15 protein-coding genes are annotated in these 16,102 nt (G+C 66.2%); 5 read left to right on the plus strand and 10 right to left on the minus strand.

Annotated features, from left to right (window positions below; genetic code table 11):
- Positions 1-34: 34 nt before the first annotated feature.
- Genes ACW170_RS14320 through ACW170_RS14330 form a run of 3 tightly spaced genes read right to left on the minus strand, consistent with a single transcriptional unit; the run spans position 35 to position 1,619 of the window.
- Positions 35-664, minus strand: coding sequence for an NADH-quinone oxidoreductase subunit C (locus tag ACW170_RS14320; protein WP_492087311.1), 630 nt, complete (start codon positions 662-664; stop codon positions 35-37).
- Positions 661-1,272 (minus strand): NuoB/complex I 20 kDa subunit family protein, encoded by a 612-nt coding sequence (locus ACW170_RS14325; protein WP_492087312.1) that lies wholly within the window; start codon positions 1,270-1,272, stop codon positions 661-663. The genes ACW170_RS14320 and ACW170_RS14325 overlap by 4 nt, the downstream gene beginning before the upstream one ends.
- Complete coding sequence (locus tag ACW170_RS14330; RefSeq protein WP_492087313.1) at positions 1,242-1,619, minus strand: NADH-quinone oxidoreductase subunit A; 378 nt, start codon at positions 1,617-1,619, stop codon at positions 1,242-1,244. The genes ACW170_RS14325 and ACW170_RS14330 overlap by 31 nt, the downstream gene beginning before the upstream one ends.
- Before the next feature lie 205 nt (positions 1,620-1,824).
- On the opposite strand from ACW170_RS14330, the gene ACW170_RS14335 reads away from it, so the two are divergent.
- Together ACW170_RS14335 and ACW170_RS14340 are read left to right on the plus strand one after the other, a co-directional pair.
- Positions 1,825-3,435, plus strand: coding sequence for an AbgT family transporter (locus ACW170_RS14335; RefSeq protein ID WP_492087314.1), 1,611 nt, complete (start codon positions 1,825-1,827; stop codon positions 3,433-3,435).
- A gap of 300 nt (positions 3,436-3,735) precedes the next feature.
- Positions 3,736-4,362, plus strand: coding sequence for a TetR/AcrR family transcriptional regulator (locus ACW170_RS14340; protein WP_492087315.1), 627 nt, complete (start codon positions 3,736-3,738; stop codon positions 4,360-4,362).
- Here ACW170_RS14340 and ACW170_RS14345 read toward each other — a convergent pair.
- Genes ACW170_RS14345 through ACW170_RS14355 form a run of 3 tightly spaced genes read right to left on the minus strand, consistent with a single transcriptional unit; the run spans position 4,359 to position 7,279 of the window.
- Entirely contained in the window at positions 4,359-5,111 is a 753-nt protein-coding gene (locus ACW170_RS14345) for a prepilin peptidase (protein ID WP_492087316.1), read from the minus strand. The genes ACW170_RS14340 and ACW170_RS14345 overlap by 4 nt on opposite strands.
- A gap of 33 nt (positions 5,112-5,144) precedes the next feature.
- Positions 5,145-7,013 (minus strand): ferrous iron transporter B, encoded by a 1,869-nt coding sequence (gene feoB / locus ACW170_RS14350; RefSeq protein ID WP_492087317.1) that lies wholly within the window; start codon positions 7,011-7,013, stop codon positions 5,145-5,147.
- Positions 7,013-7,279: a FeoA family protein gene (locus tag ACW170_RS14355; RefSeq protein WP_492087318.1), complete on the minus strand. Its 267-nt coding sequence runs from the start codon at positions 7,277-7,279 to the stop codon at positions 7,013-7,015. Before ACW170_RS14355 ends, feoB begins: the two co-directional genes overlap by 1 nt.
- Positions 7,280-7,433: 154 nt before the next feature.
- Between ACW170_RS14355 and ACW170_RS14360 the strand changes: the two genes are divergently transcribed.
- Positions 7,434-7,937: a c-type cytochrome gene (locus ACW170_RS14360; RefSeq protein ID WP_492087319.1), complete on the plus strand. Its 504-nt coding sequence runs from the start codon at positions 7,434-7,436 to the stop codon at positions 7,935-7,937.
- A gap of 4 nt (positions 7,938-7,941) precedes the next feature.
- Here ACW170_RS14360 and ACW170_RS14365 read toward each other — a convergent pair whose 3' ends face one another.
- The 4 genes from ACW170_RS14365 to ACW170_RS14380 form a co-directional block, all read right to left on the minus strand.
- Positions 7,942-11,148 carry an efflux RND transporter permease subunit gene (locus ACW170_RS14365; protein WP_492089190.1) on the minus strand — a complete coding sequence of 1,069 codons (3,207 nt, stop codon included), beginning with the start codon at positions 11,146-11,148 and terminating at the stop codon, positions 7,942-7,944.
- A complete protein-coding gene (locus tag ACW170_RS14370; RefSeq protein WP_492087320.1) occupies positions 11,148-12,266 on the minus strand; it encodes an efflux RND transporter periplasmic adaptor subunit in 1,119 nt (372 codons plus the stop codon). Before ACW170_RS14370 ends, ACW170_RS14365 begins: the two co-directional genes overlap by 1 nt.
- A gap of 111 nt (positions 12,267-12,377) precedes the next feature.
- Entirely contained in the window at positions 12,378-13,034 is a 657-nt protein-coding gene (locus ACW170_RS14375; RefSeq protein WP_492089191.1) for a hypothetical protein, read from the minus strand.
- 119 nt (positions 13,035-13,153) lie between these two features.
- A complete protein-coding gene (locus ACW170_RS14380) occupies positions 13,154-13,918 on the minus strand; it encodes a class II aldolase/adducin family protein (protein WP_492087321.1) in 765 nt (254 codons plus the stop codon).
- 187 nt (positions 13,919-14,105) lie between these two features.
- Between ACW170_RS14380 and ACW170_RS14385 the strand changes: the two genes are divergently transcribed.
- Together ACW170_RS14385 and ACW170_RS14390 are read left to right on the plus strand one after the other, a co-directional pair.
- Positions 14,106-15,236: a DUF2336 domain-containing protein gene (locus ACW170_RS14385; RefSeq protein WP_492087322.1), complete on the plus strand. Its 1,131-nt coding sequence runs from the start codon at positions 14,106-14,108 to the stop codon at positions 15,234-15,236.
- A 31-nt stretch (positions 15,237-15,267) separates the two neighbouring features.
- On the plus strand, positions 15,268-16,038 hold the full coding sequence (locus ACW170_RS14390; RefSeq protein ID WP_492087323.1) for an NAD kinase: 771 nt from the start codon (positions 15,268-15,270) through the stop codon (positions 16,036-16,038).
- Positions 16,039-16,102 lie beyond the last annotated feature (64 nt).

Genomic DNA, 16,102 nt, shown 5'->3' on the forward strand with positions numbered 1-16,102 from the left:
TTTGCGGACGCGGGGATGCGGACGTCGTCAGCCATCAGCCCTTCACTCCTGCCTTTTCGTCGCCGGGCAGCACGGGCGCCGGATAGTCGGCGCCTTCCCACGGCGAGAGGAAGTCGAACGTCCGGAATTCCTGCGTCAGCTTGACGGGCTCATAGACGACCCGCTTCTGTTCTTCGTCGTAACGGACCTCGACATAGCCCGTCATCGGGAAGTCCTTGCGCAGCGGATGCCCTTCGAACCCGTAGTCGGTCAGCAGGCGGCGCATGTCGGGGTGACCCGAGAAGATCACGCCGTACATGTCGTAGGCTTCGCGCTCGAACCAGCCGGCCGACGGATAGACGTGGCAGACCGTGGGAACGGGCTGGACCTCGTCGGTCACGACCTTGACGCGAACCCGCGCGTTCCGGGTCATCGACAGCAGATGATAGACGACTTCGAACCGCTCTTCGCGATCCGGATAGTCCGCGCCGCACACGTCCAACAGTTGCTGGAAGCCGAAGCGGTCACGCAGCCCGGTCATGACCTCGACGATCCGCTCGCGCGGCGCCACCAGGGTCAGCTCACCGAACGCCACCTGGGCCTCGACGCCCAGGGCTCCCACCAGCTCGGCGCCCATCGGCGTCAGCGCGGCCTCGAACTGGGCCTGAACAGCCAGCGAGCTCATCGGTCGATGGTCCCCGTGCGACGAATCTTCTTCTGCAGCTGCAGCAGGCCGTACAGCAACGCCTCCGCCGTCGGCGGGCACCCCGGCACATAGACATCCACCGGCACGACCCGGTCGCAACCGCGAACCACGCTGTAGCTGTAGTGATAGTAGCCGCCGCCGTTGGCGCAGCTGCCCATGGACACGACATAGCGCGGGTCGGGCATCTGGTCGTAGACCTTGCGGATGGCCGGAGCCATCTTGTTGGTCAGGGTGCCGGCGACGATCATCAGGTCCGAGTGACGCGGGCTGCCGCGCGGGGCCATGCCGAAGCGTTCGACGTCGAAACGCGGCATCGACATCTGGATCATCTCGACGGCGCAGCAGGCCAGGCCGAAAGTCATCCACATCAGCGAACCGGTGCGCGCCCAGGTGATCACGTCGTCAAGCGAGGCGGTCAGGAAGCCGCGCTCGCCCAGCTCCATGTTCACCGACTCGAAGAACTTGTCGTGGATCTTGGGATCATAGCCCTCGACCGTCGAACGAGCGGCCGAATTGGCCGGAACCAGCGCGCCGGGAAGCGGCGAGGAAGGTGCGACTATTCCCATTCCAGGGCTCCCTTCTTCCATTCGTAGATGAAGCCGATGGTCAGGACGCCGAGGAAGACCATCATCGACCAGAAGGCGAAGATCATCCCCGCGTGCGACAGGTCGAACATCGACACCGCCCACGGGAAGAGGAAGGCCACTTCCAGGTCGAAGATGATGAAGAGGATCGACACCAGATAGAAGCGAACGTCGAACTTCATCCGTGCGTCGTCGAAGGCGTTGAACCCGCACTCATAAGCGGACAGCTTTTCCGGGTCAGGGTTTTTGGGGGCCAGCAGCATCGGCAGGGCGATGAAAAGCACGCCGATGAAGGCGGCGATGCCGGCGAAGATCAGGACCGGCAGATATTCGAGCAGAAAAGCGTTCATTCAAAGAACCTCGGCCGCCGGGGAGAGGCGGGATTCGGCGCTTCTTAGACCCAACGTTCGCGCGGTTCAAACCCCTGCTGTGATTGGTTTTTTATTGAGAACGGATCGCAAGTCGCGAGGCCATATGTCGCAGCGGCTCCGCTTGCTGTTTCGCCCCCTTCCCGGCCCTACTGGCGCCTTGAAATCGTAACCGAAAGTCATCTGGATGAGCGCTGGCAGCCGTCTTCTGAACGCCGTCGAGAGAGTGGGGAATCGGTTGCCCGATCCCGTCTTTCTCTTTCTGTGGCTGATCGGCGTACTGATCTTGCTCAGCCTGGTCGGCGCCGGGCTGGGATGGTCCGCTGTCAATCCGGTCACCGGGGATCGGCTGGTCGCGCAAAGCCTGCTGTCGGCAGAGAATCTTGAGCGGCTGATCATCGGCATGCCGCGCACCCTGGCGGATTTCCCACCGCTGGGGATCGTCATTACCATCATCTATGGCGCGTCAGTCGCGGAAAGGACCGGCCTGTTCGCCACAGCGATTCGCGGCGCCCTGCTGAATGCGCCGCGCGCCATACTGACGCCGGTCGTGGTGATCACCGGCATGGTGTCCCACCATGCGTCCGATGCCTCCTATGTGGTGGTGATCCCGCTGGCGGCGGTGATCTTCGCGGCGGCGGGTCGCCACCCTCTGGCGGGGCTGGCGGCGGGGTTCGCCGCCGTATCGGGCGGTTACGCCGGCAATCTGTTCCCCGGCGCCAGCGACGCCCTGATCCTGGGCATCACCGAGCCGGCGGCCCATCTGATCGACCCCTCCTATTCGGTGAACATCGCCGGCAACTGGTTCTTCATCGTCGGGGTGGTGGTCGTCTTCACGCCCATCGTCTGGTTCCTGACCGACCGGGTGATCGAACCCCGACTGGGTCGCTGGACCCCGTCCGAAGGTGTGGCCGCGCCCGCAGCGTCGGAAAAGCAGCCCCTGACCGCGACGGAAAAGCGCGGTCTGTCCTGGGCCGGCCTGGCGCTTTTGGGCATGATCGGCCTCTGGGCCCTGATCACCCTTCTGCCCGGTTCGCCGTTCGTAGATCCGGAGGCGGTGGCGGAACAGAGGTTCAATCCGCTGTATCGTTCGCTGGTCGCCTTCTTCGCCGTGACCTTCTTTGTCCTGGGCGGCGCCTATGGAGCCGGATCCGGTTCGATCCAGTCTCATCGCGACCTGGTGAAGATGATGCGCGACGGGATCGCCCAGCTAGCGCCCTATATCGTCCTGGCCTTCTTCGCCGCCCATTTCGTCGCCATGTTCAACTGGTCGGGCCTGGGGCCGATCCTGGCGGTCAACGCCGCCGCTGAGCTGAAGACCCTGGCCCTGCCCGCCCCGCTGCTGCTGATCTGCGTCGTTCTGGTCTCCTGCGTCTTCGATCTGTTCATCGGCTCGGCTTCGGCCAAATGGTCCGCCCTCGCGCCCATCGTCGTGCCCATGTTCATGCTGCTGGGAATCTCGCCCGAGATGACGACCGCCGCCTATCGGATGGGCGACTCGGTGACCAATATCGCCACGCCGCTGATGAGCTATTTTCCGCTGATCCTGACCTTCGCCCAGCGCTGGGACCCGCGCTTCGGCCTAGGGTCGTTAATGGCGACCATGCTGCCCTATGCGGGCGCCTTCCTGGTCGCCGGTCTGGCCATGGTGGCGGCCTGGGTGGCCTTCGACCTGCCCGTGGGCCCGGGCGTTGGCGTCCACTACGAGCCGCCCGCTCCCGCTGTCGCAGCGCAGGAGCCGCTGACGGGCGGTCTGACGGGTCCGCACAGCCCGCCCCAGGCGGCGGCGAGGCCGTGAGGGGCGGTCATCTAGACCATCCATCCATCGCTGCGCGCTTCTGCCCGAAACCGTCGAAGCAAGGTTTTGGCATGATCGGACGCCGGGATGAAGGCCGACACTCTAGGTCGAAAGCCTGTGAGCTCGAGATCGCCACCCGTGCATCCAGAAGCGAAACGAAAGCGACTAAATCCCGACAGCCGCTGGATTTTTGGCCACCTGTGCAATAACCTGATCCGCCTACGACACAGTTTCGCTTCCGCGTACCGAATGCGGCCGGCTCGAAGTTCTCGGGCTCCGCCTTTACCGACCATCGGGGATATGGCCGACAAGACCAACAAGCTGGGCCACAAGATCGGCGCGCGCGGGGGCCGAACCCGCCAGGCGATCCTCGACGCGACCCGGACACTGCTCAACTCGCGTCACTACGGCGAAATCCGCGTCGCCGACCTCGCTTCGGCCGCAGGCGTGTCCCCCTCCAACTTCTACACCTATTTCAAGACGGTCGAAGAGCCGGTCCTGGCCCTATGCGAGACCGCGGCGACCGATTTTCAGGGTCTAGCCGCCCACTTCCAGGCCGACTGGCCCGGCGACAAAGCCTTTGGCATAGGCCGGGCCTTCATTCTGGACGTCATGGCCATCTGGCGCGATCACGGCCAGGTTCTACGGGTCGAGCACATGCTGGCCGACAACGGCGACGCGGCCTTTGTCGAAAGCCGGGTTCGCCGCCTGCGTCGGCTGCACCTGGCGATCGAGCGCCGCGTTGCTCAGGCCCACGCCGCAGGTCTGCACCCCAAGGATTACAATCCGCGCCTGGCCTCCTACCAGATAGCCTCGATCGCTGAATCCACGGCCGCCAGTTTCGACCTGCTGCGTCGCGCCGACACGCCCGAGGCCATTCTGGACACGGCCGCCATCATCATCGTCAAGCTGACGACGGGGCGCTAGAGGCCCAGCGGCCCATACAGCCAGGTTAGCCAGATCCCCACGGCCAGAAACACCCCGAAGGGCAGCTTGTCCGTCGCGCTGACCGAGCGGCGCACCACCAGCAGACCGAACACCAGACTAAGCCCCGCGGCCGAGGCCCACAGCAGCACGCTGGGCAGGCCGATCCACCCCACCCAGGCCCCGGCGCCAGCGAACAGGAAGGGGTCGCCCCCGCCCAGGCCGTCGCGCTTGCGGACCGCCTTGTACAGCCAGCCGACCAGCCACAGCCCGCCGAAACCGACCGCTGCCCCGATCAGGTGCGACAGGGCCACGTCCCGTCCAATCAAAGCGGCCGCGATCAGGCCCGTCGCCGCCAGCGGCCAGGTCAGGACATCGGGAAGCCAGAAATTCTCGCCGTCGATGATGGCGATCAGCAGCAGTTGCCAGCCCAGCACGGCGGTCGTTGCGACCATCAGCCATGACGATCCGCTCAAGCCAGCCCAAACGCCGACCAGGGCTCCACCTGTTTCGATCAGGGGATAGCGTGGAGAAATGGCAACGCCGCACCTGGCGCACCGGGCGCGCAGGGCCAGCCAGCTAAACAGCGGGACTAGCTCCCACGGTCGCAGCGGCTGATCGCACCCCATACACCGTGATCGGGCGACCACGATGTCCTCTTCGCGCGGCAGACGGACGCTGACCGCCGCCAGAAAACTGCCGATGATCAGGCCCAGAAGGCCCATGACGACAGCGGCGATGACAGGGTTCATTTCGGGGCCCGGGCGGTGAAGAACCGCCCCCGCTTAGCCGCCCCCGAGCGCCACCGCCACATGATAGGTCGCGAACGAGGCCAGATAGGCCAGTCCGAACATGTAGACGATCATGATCCAGGTCCATTTCCACGAGTTGGTCTCGCGCTTCACCACGCCCAGCGTCGCCACGCACTGGGGCGCGAAGATGTACCAGGCCAGGAAGGACAGGGCCGTCGCCAGCGACCATTGCGCCGACAGGGTCGAGGCCAGCAGACCCGTCGCGTTCTCGGCGTCGGCGATGGCGTAGGTGGTGCCCAGGGCGGCCACCGCGACCTCGCGCGCCGCCATGCCGGGGATCAGGGCGATGACCATCTGCCAGTTGAAGCCGATAGGTGCGAAGATCGGCTCCAGCGCCCGGCCGATCATCCCGGCGAACGAATAGTCGATGTCCGGCATCGTGGCGTTCTCGGGCGGATAGGGGAAGGTCGCCAGAACCCACAGCAGGATGACCAGAGGCAGAATTATCCGCCCCGCCCGGTTCAGGAATATCTTGGCCCGGAGCCACAGATTGAAGGCGACGCTGCGCAGGTCCGGCGTCTTGTAGGCCGGCAGTTCCATCATGAAGGGCTCGACCGCGCCGCGCCAGAACACCTTGCGGATCAGCAGCGACACGACCAGGGCGCTGACGATGCCGGCGGCGTACAGGCCGAACATCACCAGGCCTTGCAGATTGGCGAAGCCCCACACCGTCTCGTTCGGAATGAAGGCGGCGATGATCAGCGTATAGACCGGAATCCGCGCCGAGCAGGTCATCAGCGGCGCAACCAGTATGGTCGTCATGCGGTCGCGCTTTGAATCGATCACCCGCGCCGCCATTACGCCGGGAATTGCGCAGGCGAAGCTGGACAGCAGCGGGATGAACGCGCGGCCGTGCAGCCCCGCCCCGCCCATGATCTTGTCCATCAGGAAGGCCGCCCGGGCCATATAGCCGAAGTCTTCCAGGGCGATGATGAACAGGAACAGGATCAGGATCTGCGGCAGGAAGACCAGCACGCTGCCCACGCCCGAGATGATGCCGTCGACGATCAGGCTCTGCAGCAGGCCGTCGGGAATGACCGCCGCGACCAGACCGCCCAGCCAGCCGATGCCGCCCTCGATGCCGTCCATCAGGGGCGCGGCCCAACTGAACACGGCCTGGAACATGACGAACAGGATCGCCATCAGGATGATCATCCCGCCGACCGGGTGCAGCAGCACGGAATCGATCCGCCCGGTCAAGGTGTCCGGCCGCTCAGGCGGGCGCACGCAGACCTTCATGATCCGCTCGGCCTCGCGGGCGGCGGTGCGCAGCTCGGCGGCGTCGGGACTGTGCCAGCTGTTCTCGCTCAGAGCGGCGGCCTCGACCTGCGCTTCGACGGCGGCGACTAGGTCGTCGATCCCGCGCTTGCGCGTCGCCACCGTGGTGATGATCGGCACGCCCAGTTCGGCGCGCAGTTGCTCCAGGTCGATCCGCAGGCCCTGGCGCTGGGCGATGTCGTACATGTTCAGCGCCAGCACCATCGGCCGGCCAACCGCCTTCAGTTCCAGGATCAGGCGCAGGACCAGACGCAGATTGGTGGCGTCCGCGACGCAGACCACCACGTCCGGCGGCGTCTCGCCGGCCAGACGGCCCAGGACGGCGTCCCGGGTCACTTCCTCGTCCGGGCTGCGGGCCCGCAGCGAATAGGTGCCGGGCAGGTCCAGCACCGACATGGTCCGGCCGGAAGCGGCGCGGATCAGCCCCTCCTTCCGCTCAACCGTGACCCCGGCGTAGTTGGCGACCTTCTGGTGGGCGCCGGTCAGGGCGTTGAACAGGGCGGTCTTGCCGCTGTTCGGATTGCCGACCAGGGCGACGCGGGCGGTCTTCAGGGCCATGTCCATCAGGCGACGTCCAGCTTAATGGTCAGGCTGGCGGCCTCATGCCGGCGCAGGGCCACGCGCATATCGTCCACCTTCATGGCGATCGGGTCGCGACCGAACAGGCCTTCATGCAGCAGTTCGACCTGCGCGCCCTCGACGAAGCCCAGCTCGAGCAGGCGACGTTCCAGCTCGACCGCCTCAACTTGGTGGTGGCAATGGGCGCCCACTTGAATAATGACGCCGCGATCGCCCCGTCGGGCCTGGCTCAGCTTTATGGTATCGGTCAAATCTCGGCTCACACGAGCGGACGCCGCCCCCCGGCGGCTCCGCGTTTCCTTGACACTGATTATCAGGTGCGTGGGGGCCGCGTCCAGCAGGACAGCTTGACCAATTGCCGCGTCTGACATTTGCACTATCACCGGCAAGAAATAGGATACCCCGATGAGCCGTCCCGCCCTCGCCGCTTCCCTGATCCTGACACTCTCCGCCTGTGGCCAGAGCGAATCTTCGAACGCCACGATGGGTCAGCCGGCCAAGCCTGCGGCGACCGAGGCTGAAAAGGCGATGCTGCTGGCGGCCCTGCCCGCCCCCTACAATGCCGGGGACCTGGCCAACGGGCGTCGCGTCTTCGCGCGTTGCCGCGCGTGTCACACTATAGGCGAGGGCGCGCCCGATCTGGCGGGGCCCAATCTGTACGGCGTGTTTGGGCGCAAGGCGGGGGACCGCCCGCGCTACAACTATTCGAACACGCTTCGGACGGCCCAGTTCGTGTGGGACGCCGACACGCTCGACCACTGGCTGGAAAATCCCAAGGCCTTCCTGCCCGGCAACAAGATGACCTTCGCCGGCCTGTCCGACGCCGCAGATCGGCGTGACGTCATCGCCTATCTGAAGGTGGAGACGGGCTTCCAGCCTGCCGCGCCAGCAGCCCCGCCCGCCTCCTGACGCCTCAGTGCGCGTCGATGGGCTTGGGCCCGCCTTCGCGTTGCTCGTGCGCTTCCCATTCCTCGATTTTGCGAGCAGTCCATTCCGGCGACTTGGTGAAGCGCGCCAGGACGCCGTAGATCACCGGCACCACGAACAGGGTCAGCACGGTCGCAAAGATGGCGCCGGTGAAGATGACCACGCCGATGGTCTGGCGACTGCCCGCCCCCGCCCCCTGCCACAGCACCAGCGGCAGGGCGCCGAAGGCGGTGGCGATGGAGGTCATGATGATCGGCCGCAGACGCAGCGAGGCCGACTCGATGATCGCCTCGCGGATGGACCGTCCCTGATCGCGCAGCTGATTGGCGAACTCCACGATCAGGATGCCGTTCTTGGCCGCCACCCCGATCAGGATGATCAGGCCGATCTGGCTGTAGAGATTCAGGCTGGACCCGGCCATCAGCAGGCCGAACAGTCCGCCCGCCGCCGCCAGCGGAACCGTCAGCATGATGACCGCCGGCGTGATCCAGCTTTCGAACTGGGCCGCCAGCACCAGGAAGACCAGCAGCAAGGCCAGACCAAAGGCCGCGACGACAGCGCCGCCCGCCTCCTGCTGATCCCGCGCCGCACCGCCCCATTGGGTGACGACGCCGCCTTGGGGCTGTTTCGCCGCCTCGGCGCTGAGGAACTGCACCGCATCGTCGATGGTCGTTCCGGGGTTCAGATCGGCTTGGAGCGAGATCGACCGCTGGCGATCCAGACGACGCCGGTCCGGCGTGTCGCCCGAAGTTTGGGTCGTCACCACCGCAGACAGAGGCACCAGCTGCCCCGCGCCGGTCGCAACATAGAGGGCTTCCAGATCCGCGACTTCGCGACGGTTGTCGCGATCTGTCTGCAGAATGACGTCATACTCCTGCCCGCCCTTGATATAGGTGGTGGCGGTGCGGGACCCGAACATGGTCTCCAGCGTCCGGCCGATGGACTGAGACGACACGCCCAGGGCGGCCGCCTTCTGCGGATCGACATCGACCAGAAGGCGCGGCGAGTTCGGCTCATAGTTCAGGCGGGGACGCGAAAAGCCCGGATTGGCCTGCGCGGCCGCCAGCATGGGCTGAAGCCACCTATAGATTTGGTCGTAGTCCGTCCCGGTGGCGACCAGCTCGACCGAGTTGGAGTTGCCGCCGCCGCGCTGGAAGGCGCCGGGGGTCGAGGCGTTGACCTGGGCGTCCGTCTGTCCGCGCAGCTTGCCGTTCAGCTCTTGCGCGATCTCGGCGGCCGACCGGTCGCGCTTGGACCAGTCGGACAGAACCAGAACCCCGTTGCCGGTGTTGAAACTGCCGCCGCCGAAACCAGGGGCCGACACCAGATAGGAGTCCGCCTCCCCGCTTGCCTTGTAGTCAGCCAACAGCGGCTCCAAGCCCATCATGATCTTGCGGGTATAGTCGAAGCCCGCGCCCTCAGGTCCCGCGACGCGAACCGACACACGGCCCCGGTCCTCGTCCGGCACCAGCTCGTTCGGCAGGATCAGGAAGATGCCGCCCGCGCCGGCCGCGACCAGGGCGATCAGAGCGCCGACGCCGATCACCGCGATGCGACGCCCCAGCAGCATGTCCAGGGAACGGCCATAAGAGGTCTTCAGCCCGTCCATGGCCCAGTCGACCCGCCGCGCCAGCCAGCCGCCGCTTTGCGCCGGCTTCAGGATCTTGGACGCCAGCATGGGCGACAGGCTGAGCGCCAGGAAGGCCGAGAAGGCCACCGCCGCAGCAATCGCCGCCGCCAGTTCGACGAACAACCGCCCGACATAGCCGGGCAGGAACAGCAGCGGCGCGAACACCGACAGCAGGACGATGGTCGTCGCCACCACGGCGAAGAACACCTGCCGTGCCCCCCGTTCGGCGGCCACCAGCGGCGGCTCGCCGTGATCCAGACGACGCTGGATGTTCTCGACCACCACGATAGCGTCATCGACGACCAGACCGATGGCCAGAACCAGGGCCAGCAGGGTCAGAAGGTTCAGCGAGAAGCCCAGAGGCGCCAGGACGATGAAGGTCGCCAACAGACAGATAGGCGCGACAATGGACGGGATCAAAGCGGCCCGCAGGCTGCCCAGGAAGATGAAGTTGACCAGGGCCACCAGGGCCATGGAAATGCCGATGGTGATCCACACCTCGTCGATGGCGTGCGAGGTGAAGACCGAGTTGTCCGACCCGATCTCCAGCGTCACGCCAGGCGGCAGGCTGGGGCGAATGTCGTCGATCATCTTGCGGACGCCGTCCGAGATGGCCAGATCGTTCGACTGGGCCTGGCGGGTCACGGCCAGACCGATCTGGTCCATGCTGTTGCCACGAAACAGGCGGCGATCCTCCTCCGGCGCCTCTTCGACGCGGGCGACGTCGCCTAGGCGGGTCACATAGGTCGGCTGCCCCTGAATGATGGCCGAAGAGCCGCTGCCTGTACCGGTCGCGACCGAAGCCGACGCCGACGCAGAGCCCCGCGTGCCGATGGGCAGCTGTCGGAAGTCCTCAGGCCGGGCGTAGGTGCGGGCCACCCGGACCGTATAATCCTTGTCGGTCGATTCCAGAGATCCGGCCGGCAGTTCGACGTTCTGGCTGGTCAGAGCAGTCTCGACATCATTGACCGTCAGACCCCGCGCCGCCAGCGCCGCGGGGTCCAGCCATATCCGCATCGAATAGCGCTGCTCGCCGTAGATATTGACCTGGGCCACGCCCGGCACCGTCGCCATCCGATCCACCAGATAGCGGTCGGCATAGTCGGTCAGCTGCAGCCGGTTCATCGTCGTCGAGCGCAGGAAGACAATGATGATCGGCTGGCTGTCGGAATCCGCCTTGGCCACTTCCGGCGGATCGGCCTGGTCCGGCAGACGTCCGACCACCCGACTGACGCGGTCGCGCACGTCATTGGCGGCGTCGTCGATGTTCCGGTCCAGCGAGAACTCGATATTGACGTTCGAGCGGCCGTCGCGGCTGGTCGAGTTGATGCGTTCGACGCCCTGGATGCCGGCGATCTGCTGTTCGATCGGCTCGGTAATCCGGCTCTCGATCACCTCGGCCGAGGCGCCGGCGTAGCTGGTGTTGACCGAGACGATCGGCGGATCCACGTCCGGCAGTTCGCGCACGGGCAGGAAGAAGAAGGCGGCCGCCCCGATCACGCACAGGACGATGGCGGCGACGGCCGCAAAGACCGGTCGCCGGACCGAAACGTCGGACAGCATCATCGTGCGGCGCTCTCAGCGGCCTTAAGATTTGGCCCGCGTCCGGCGCCGGCGACGCTGATCGGCGCGCCGGGCTGGATTCGGTTCAGGCCCGAACCGACGATCCGGTCGCCCACCTCCAAGCCGGACAGAATCTCGACGAAGCCGTTCTCGACGACGCCGGTCTCGATCTCCACACGCTGGGCCGTCGTGCCCTGGGCGCCAGGAGCGATGCGATAGACGAAGGCGCCCTCGCCCTCATACTGAATGGCGGACTCCGGCGCGGCAGGCGCCTGGCGCTGGCCCTGCTGAACCGCGACGCGCAGCAGCATGCCGGGGCGGATGCGACCGCCGGGATTGGGGAATTCGGCGCGGGCGGTGGCGGCGCGGGTGGTTTCGTTGACGCGCGTGTCGATCAGGGCGATCCGCCCCTGGAACGGCGTGTCGCCATAGGCGTCGGCCGTGGCGGTGATCGAGACGCCGGCGCGCAGGACATTCAGGTAACGCTCGGGCAAGGGAAAATCGACGCGAATGGTCGATGTGTCGTCCAGGGTCGCAATCACTGCGCCAGGATTGATAAGGGTTCCGGGCGTGACGGTCGTCAGGCCCAAAGTCCCTGCGAAAGGCGCGCGGATAACACGATCGCCGCGCCGCGCCTGCGCCGCATCCAGCGACGCGCGCGCCGTCTCCAGCGCCGTCTCGGCCTGTTCCAGCAACACTTGCGGCGCGATCCCGCGATCCGCCAGCGCCTTGTATCGATCACGCTCGCGCTGAGCCTGCGCCACGTTGGCGCGCGCCTCGATAATGGCCGCGTCCTCTTCCCGCGCCTGCAACTCGACCAGAGGCGCGCCCGCCGAGACCGTCTGCCCGTCCGTGAACAGAACACGGGTGATCAGTTCTGTGGTCGAAGAGGTGATATTGACCGACCTCTGCCCCCTTGCGACGCCCAGGACGCGAATCTGATCCGAGAACTGGCGTTCGGACACGGTCGCCTCGGACACCTGCTGCCCGCCCCGGCGCCCACCGCCCGGCCCGCCCGCAGCCTCATCGTCGGCGAACGCCACCTTCAGCACGGCGGCGAGGACCATCAGCCCCAACAGCACAGCTGCGGCGATCAGGAAGAAGTGGCGTCTTATCACGCAACAGACTTTCAAATTCAGAGGACGCGCACGCTTAGCGGCTTCTCCACCGTGCGCAAGATTACCTATTGGTAACGTCGTGTACGACGAATTCCGTCGCACAGATGACGATCAAAATCTGCGCCAGATCGCTACAACCGGTCCCTGCGCGATAGCCGTCTCCCGGCCCGCCACCGTCTGCCGCCAGCCTGCCTGCACGCTCCAGTCGCCGAAGTCGCGCGTCACCGAAGTTTCCACCGACAGCCAACGGGCCCCGCCGTCCGCCGCGCCTCCGAACGCCTGGCCCATCACCAGCCAATCCCGCCCGATCCTGCCGCCGACCGTAGCGTCCACGCGGGTTTCGTCGGGTAGACCGTCACGCAGCCGACGCGCCGCCTGCACCTCAACGAACGATCGATCCATCCCCCAGCGGCCCCCGACGGCGCCCAGCGACCGACCGGCTGAAACCCGCGCTTCCCAGTCGTGCTCGCCGACGCCGGGCGCGGCGTAACCGGCGTTGCGCCCCTGCCCCGCGCGAGCGTAACCGCCATACAGGCTGACGGCATTGTGATCGGTTCGCCAGACCTGCCAGGTCGCCCCGACCTCGATCGGTCCCCGACCTTCGTAGTCGATGAAGGCGTCTTCCCCTTGTTGCCAATCAGCCTTCAGCTGAAGCGTCAGCCGGTCGGTCAGTCCGTATTCGGCGAACAGGCCCGCCGTCCGGTCCGTTCGATCCACTTCCAGCGGCCGCCTCTCGCCTGCGGGATCAAACCCCTCTTTGGCCAGCATGTCGTCATATTTGACGATCGCCTGTGCCTGGCCTTTAGGCTGAGTCCAGGCTCCGGCGGAGGCCGTACTCGCCAGGCCCGCGAGGGCGACCGCCACCCCGGCGACCGCCCCGGTTTGACCTAGGCGTCGTAGCCTGGCGACTTCCGATCCAGTTGTCGCAAGGCCCCCGGCCAGGCGAGCGCCGAGATGAAGCCGATCCCCCGCCCCTGCTCCTTCGTCTCCGCCTGGGCGTGATCCGGGGCGATCAGCACATGTTCGCGCCCGCCGGCCAGGGCGGCCACCTGCTGCGCGCAGGCCCTTTCCAGGAAGAATATCCCGATCCATGCCTGCGCCGCCGTCTCTCCGACCGCGAGCGTGCCGTGATTTCTCAACAGCATCAGCGGCTTGTCTCCAAGATCGGCCACCAGACGTTCGCGCTCGTCATGGTTCAGCGCCAATCCCTCATACCCATGATACGCAACTTGATGCTGTAGTAAACACGCGTTCTGGCTGATAGGCAGCAGGCCATGCTGCTGCGCCGCCACGCCCACGCCGCTGACGGTGTGCAGATGGATCACGAACTTCGCATCCTCGCGCGCCGCATGGACCGCCGAATGGATGGTGAAGCCCGCCGGATTGATGAAGTTCGTCGTCTCCTGAACGATGTTCCCGTCCAGATCGACCTTCACCAGCGACGAGGCGGTGATCTCCTCGAAATAGTAGCCGTAGGGATTGATCAGGAAATGATGTTCCGGCCCCGGCACGCGGGCCGAGATATGGGTGAAGATCATGTCGTCCCAGCCGTGCAACGCCACGAGGCGGTAAAGGGCGGCCAGTTCGACACGGACCTGCCACTCGGCTTCGGACACACGGGTTTTCAACGCGGGGCTGGCGCCATCGGCCATGGGGTTCCTCCTGGGTTCAACATGCCTCTCACGGGCTTTGCCTGACCGTCCTCCCGCACCCGCCATCCGTCAAGCGGGGCACTTAGGACGGCGACGTTAACCTTCGCCTTTCAGCTTCCGTTAACCGCACCTTCACGACAGGGACCATAATGTGCTGCGTGTGAGCTTACTGCGTCCGGGAGTCGCCGTGTCCGCTGCCCTTCGAATGCCGACGTCTGAGGCGCTCGCGCCCGGCCTCTCCGCAACGGACCTCCTTGATCTGGCGCGCAGCAAGGCCCCCGACGACCGCCTGCGCCTTCTCTCCGGCGTCATCAGCCTTTGCGAAGCCGCCGCGCCGGCGATGCCCATGCCGCCAGTGCTCGGCGAGATCTTCCTCACGTTGGCCGTCCAGGCCGAACGGGACATCCGCCAGCAGCTTGCCGAACGGCTCGCCTCCGCCGATTGGGCTCCCCTGGCCCTGATCGAAATGCTGGCGCTGGACGAGATCGACATCGCCGCCCCGGTGATCGCCGCCAGTCCCGTGCTGAAGGACGCCGCCCTGATCCGCGTCCTGGTCGAAACCACGCTGGAGCATCAGATCGCGGTCGCCCGCCGCCCCCACCTCTCGGGCGGGGTCGTGGACGCCATACTGGACCAGGCCGATCCGATCACCATGACCGCCCTGGCGTCGAACCGCAGCGCCGATATCGGCGAAGCGGCGATGCACCGGCTGGTCGAGCATTCGCGTCGGATCGCCGGTCTGCGCGCCCCCCTGACCCGCCATCCGCGGCTGAGCGAATCCCTGGCCCACGAGCTCTACCAATGGGTCGGGCAGGCCCTGCGCCAGTCGATCGGCGAACGTTTCGAGATCGATGACCGCCTGCTGAACGCAGCCGTGCGCGCCGCCTCCGCCAACGCCGCCCGTAATCCGACATGGCGCCCAATTCCGAACGAACGCCGAATCGAGGATCGCGAGCGCCAGGAGATGGAGCGTCGCCTGATCGAAAAGCTGATGGCTGCGGGTCAACTCCGCCCCGGCATCCTGATCCGCGCCCTGCGTGAGCAGCGCCTCGGCCTGTTCGAACAGGCTCTGGGTCAACTCGGAAACTTCACGCCCGCCCAAATCCGCGCCGCGGTCTATGCGCCGACCGCAGAGCCCCTGTATCTCGCCTGCCTCGCCGTCGGTATGGACAAGGCCGTCTTCCCCTCCCTGCTCGCCGAGGTGCGCAAGCTGGCGGACGGTCTGCCCGGCGACGGCGGCTGGACCACCACGCCGATGAACAGCCATTCGGCCGCCCGCGCTTTTCGTCAGATGATGGAAAAGACCGCGACGGTTTGACTTCGCGGTCAAGCTGGGGCTCACGTTCGGCGTGACCCAGATCCCCGCACTCGCCTTTGTCGCCAGCGACCGACCCGAAGCCCAGGCGGCGCGCCAGGCCCTGATCGCCCGCTATGGCGCTGTGCCCGAGGAAGAGGCCGACATCATCGTCGCCCTCGGCGGCGACGGACAGATGCTGGAAACCCTGCACGGCAATCTTCGCCGCCGCACTCCCGTCTACGGCATGAACCGAGGGTCGGTTGGCTTCCTGATGAACGACTATGACGAAGACGACCTGATCGCCCGCGTCGTCGCCGCCGAACGCACCGTCATCCACCCGCTTCAGATGGACGCCTGGACCGAAAGCGGCGAGGTCCACACCGGCTTGGCCATCAACGAGGTCTCCCTGCTGCGCCAGACCCGCCAGAGCGCCAAGCTGAAGATCACCGTCGACGACCGGGTGCGGCTGGACGAGCTGTCCTGCGACGGCTGTCTGGTGGCGACGCCGGCGGGATCCACAGCCTATAATCTGTCCGCCCACGGCCCGATCATCCCCCTGGACGCCCGCATACTGGCCCTGACCCCGATCAGCGCCTTTCGCCCCCGACGCTGGCGCGGGGCCCTCCTGTCCCATGGCGCCAAGGTGCGGTTCGACGTTCTGGAGGCGGACAAGCGCCCGGTCTCCGCCACCGCCGATAATTTCGAGGTCCGACGCGTATCGCGGGTGGAGGTGCGCGAACGGCGCGACGTCGCCCTGACCATGTTGTTCGACGCCGGCCGATCCTTCGACGAACGGGTCATGACCGAACAGTTCACCAACTGACGCCCCCCCCTATACGGCTTCTTAAGGCGGCAGGGCTAAGCTCCGCCCAAATTCTATGGAGGTC

The organism is Brevundimonas sp. FV2ps16, assembly GCF_058681075.1.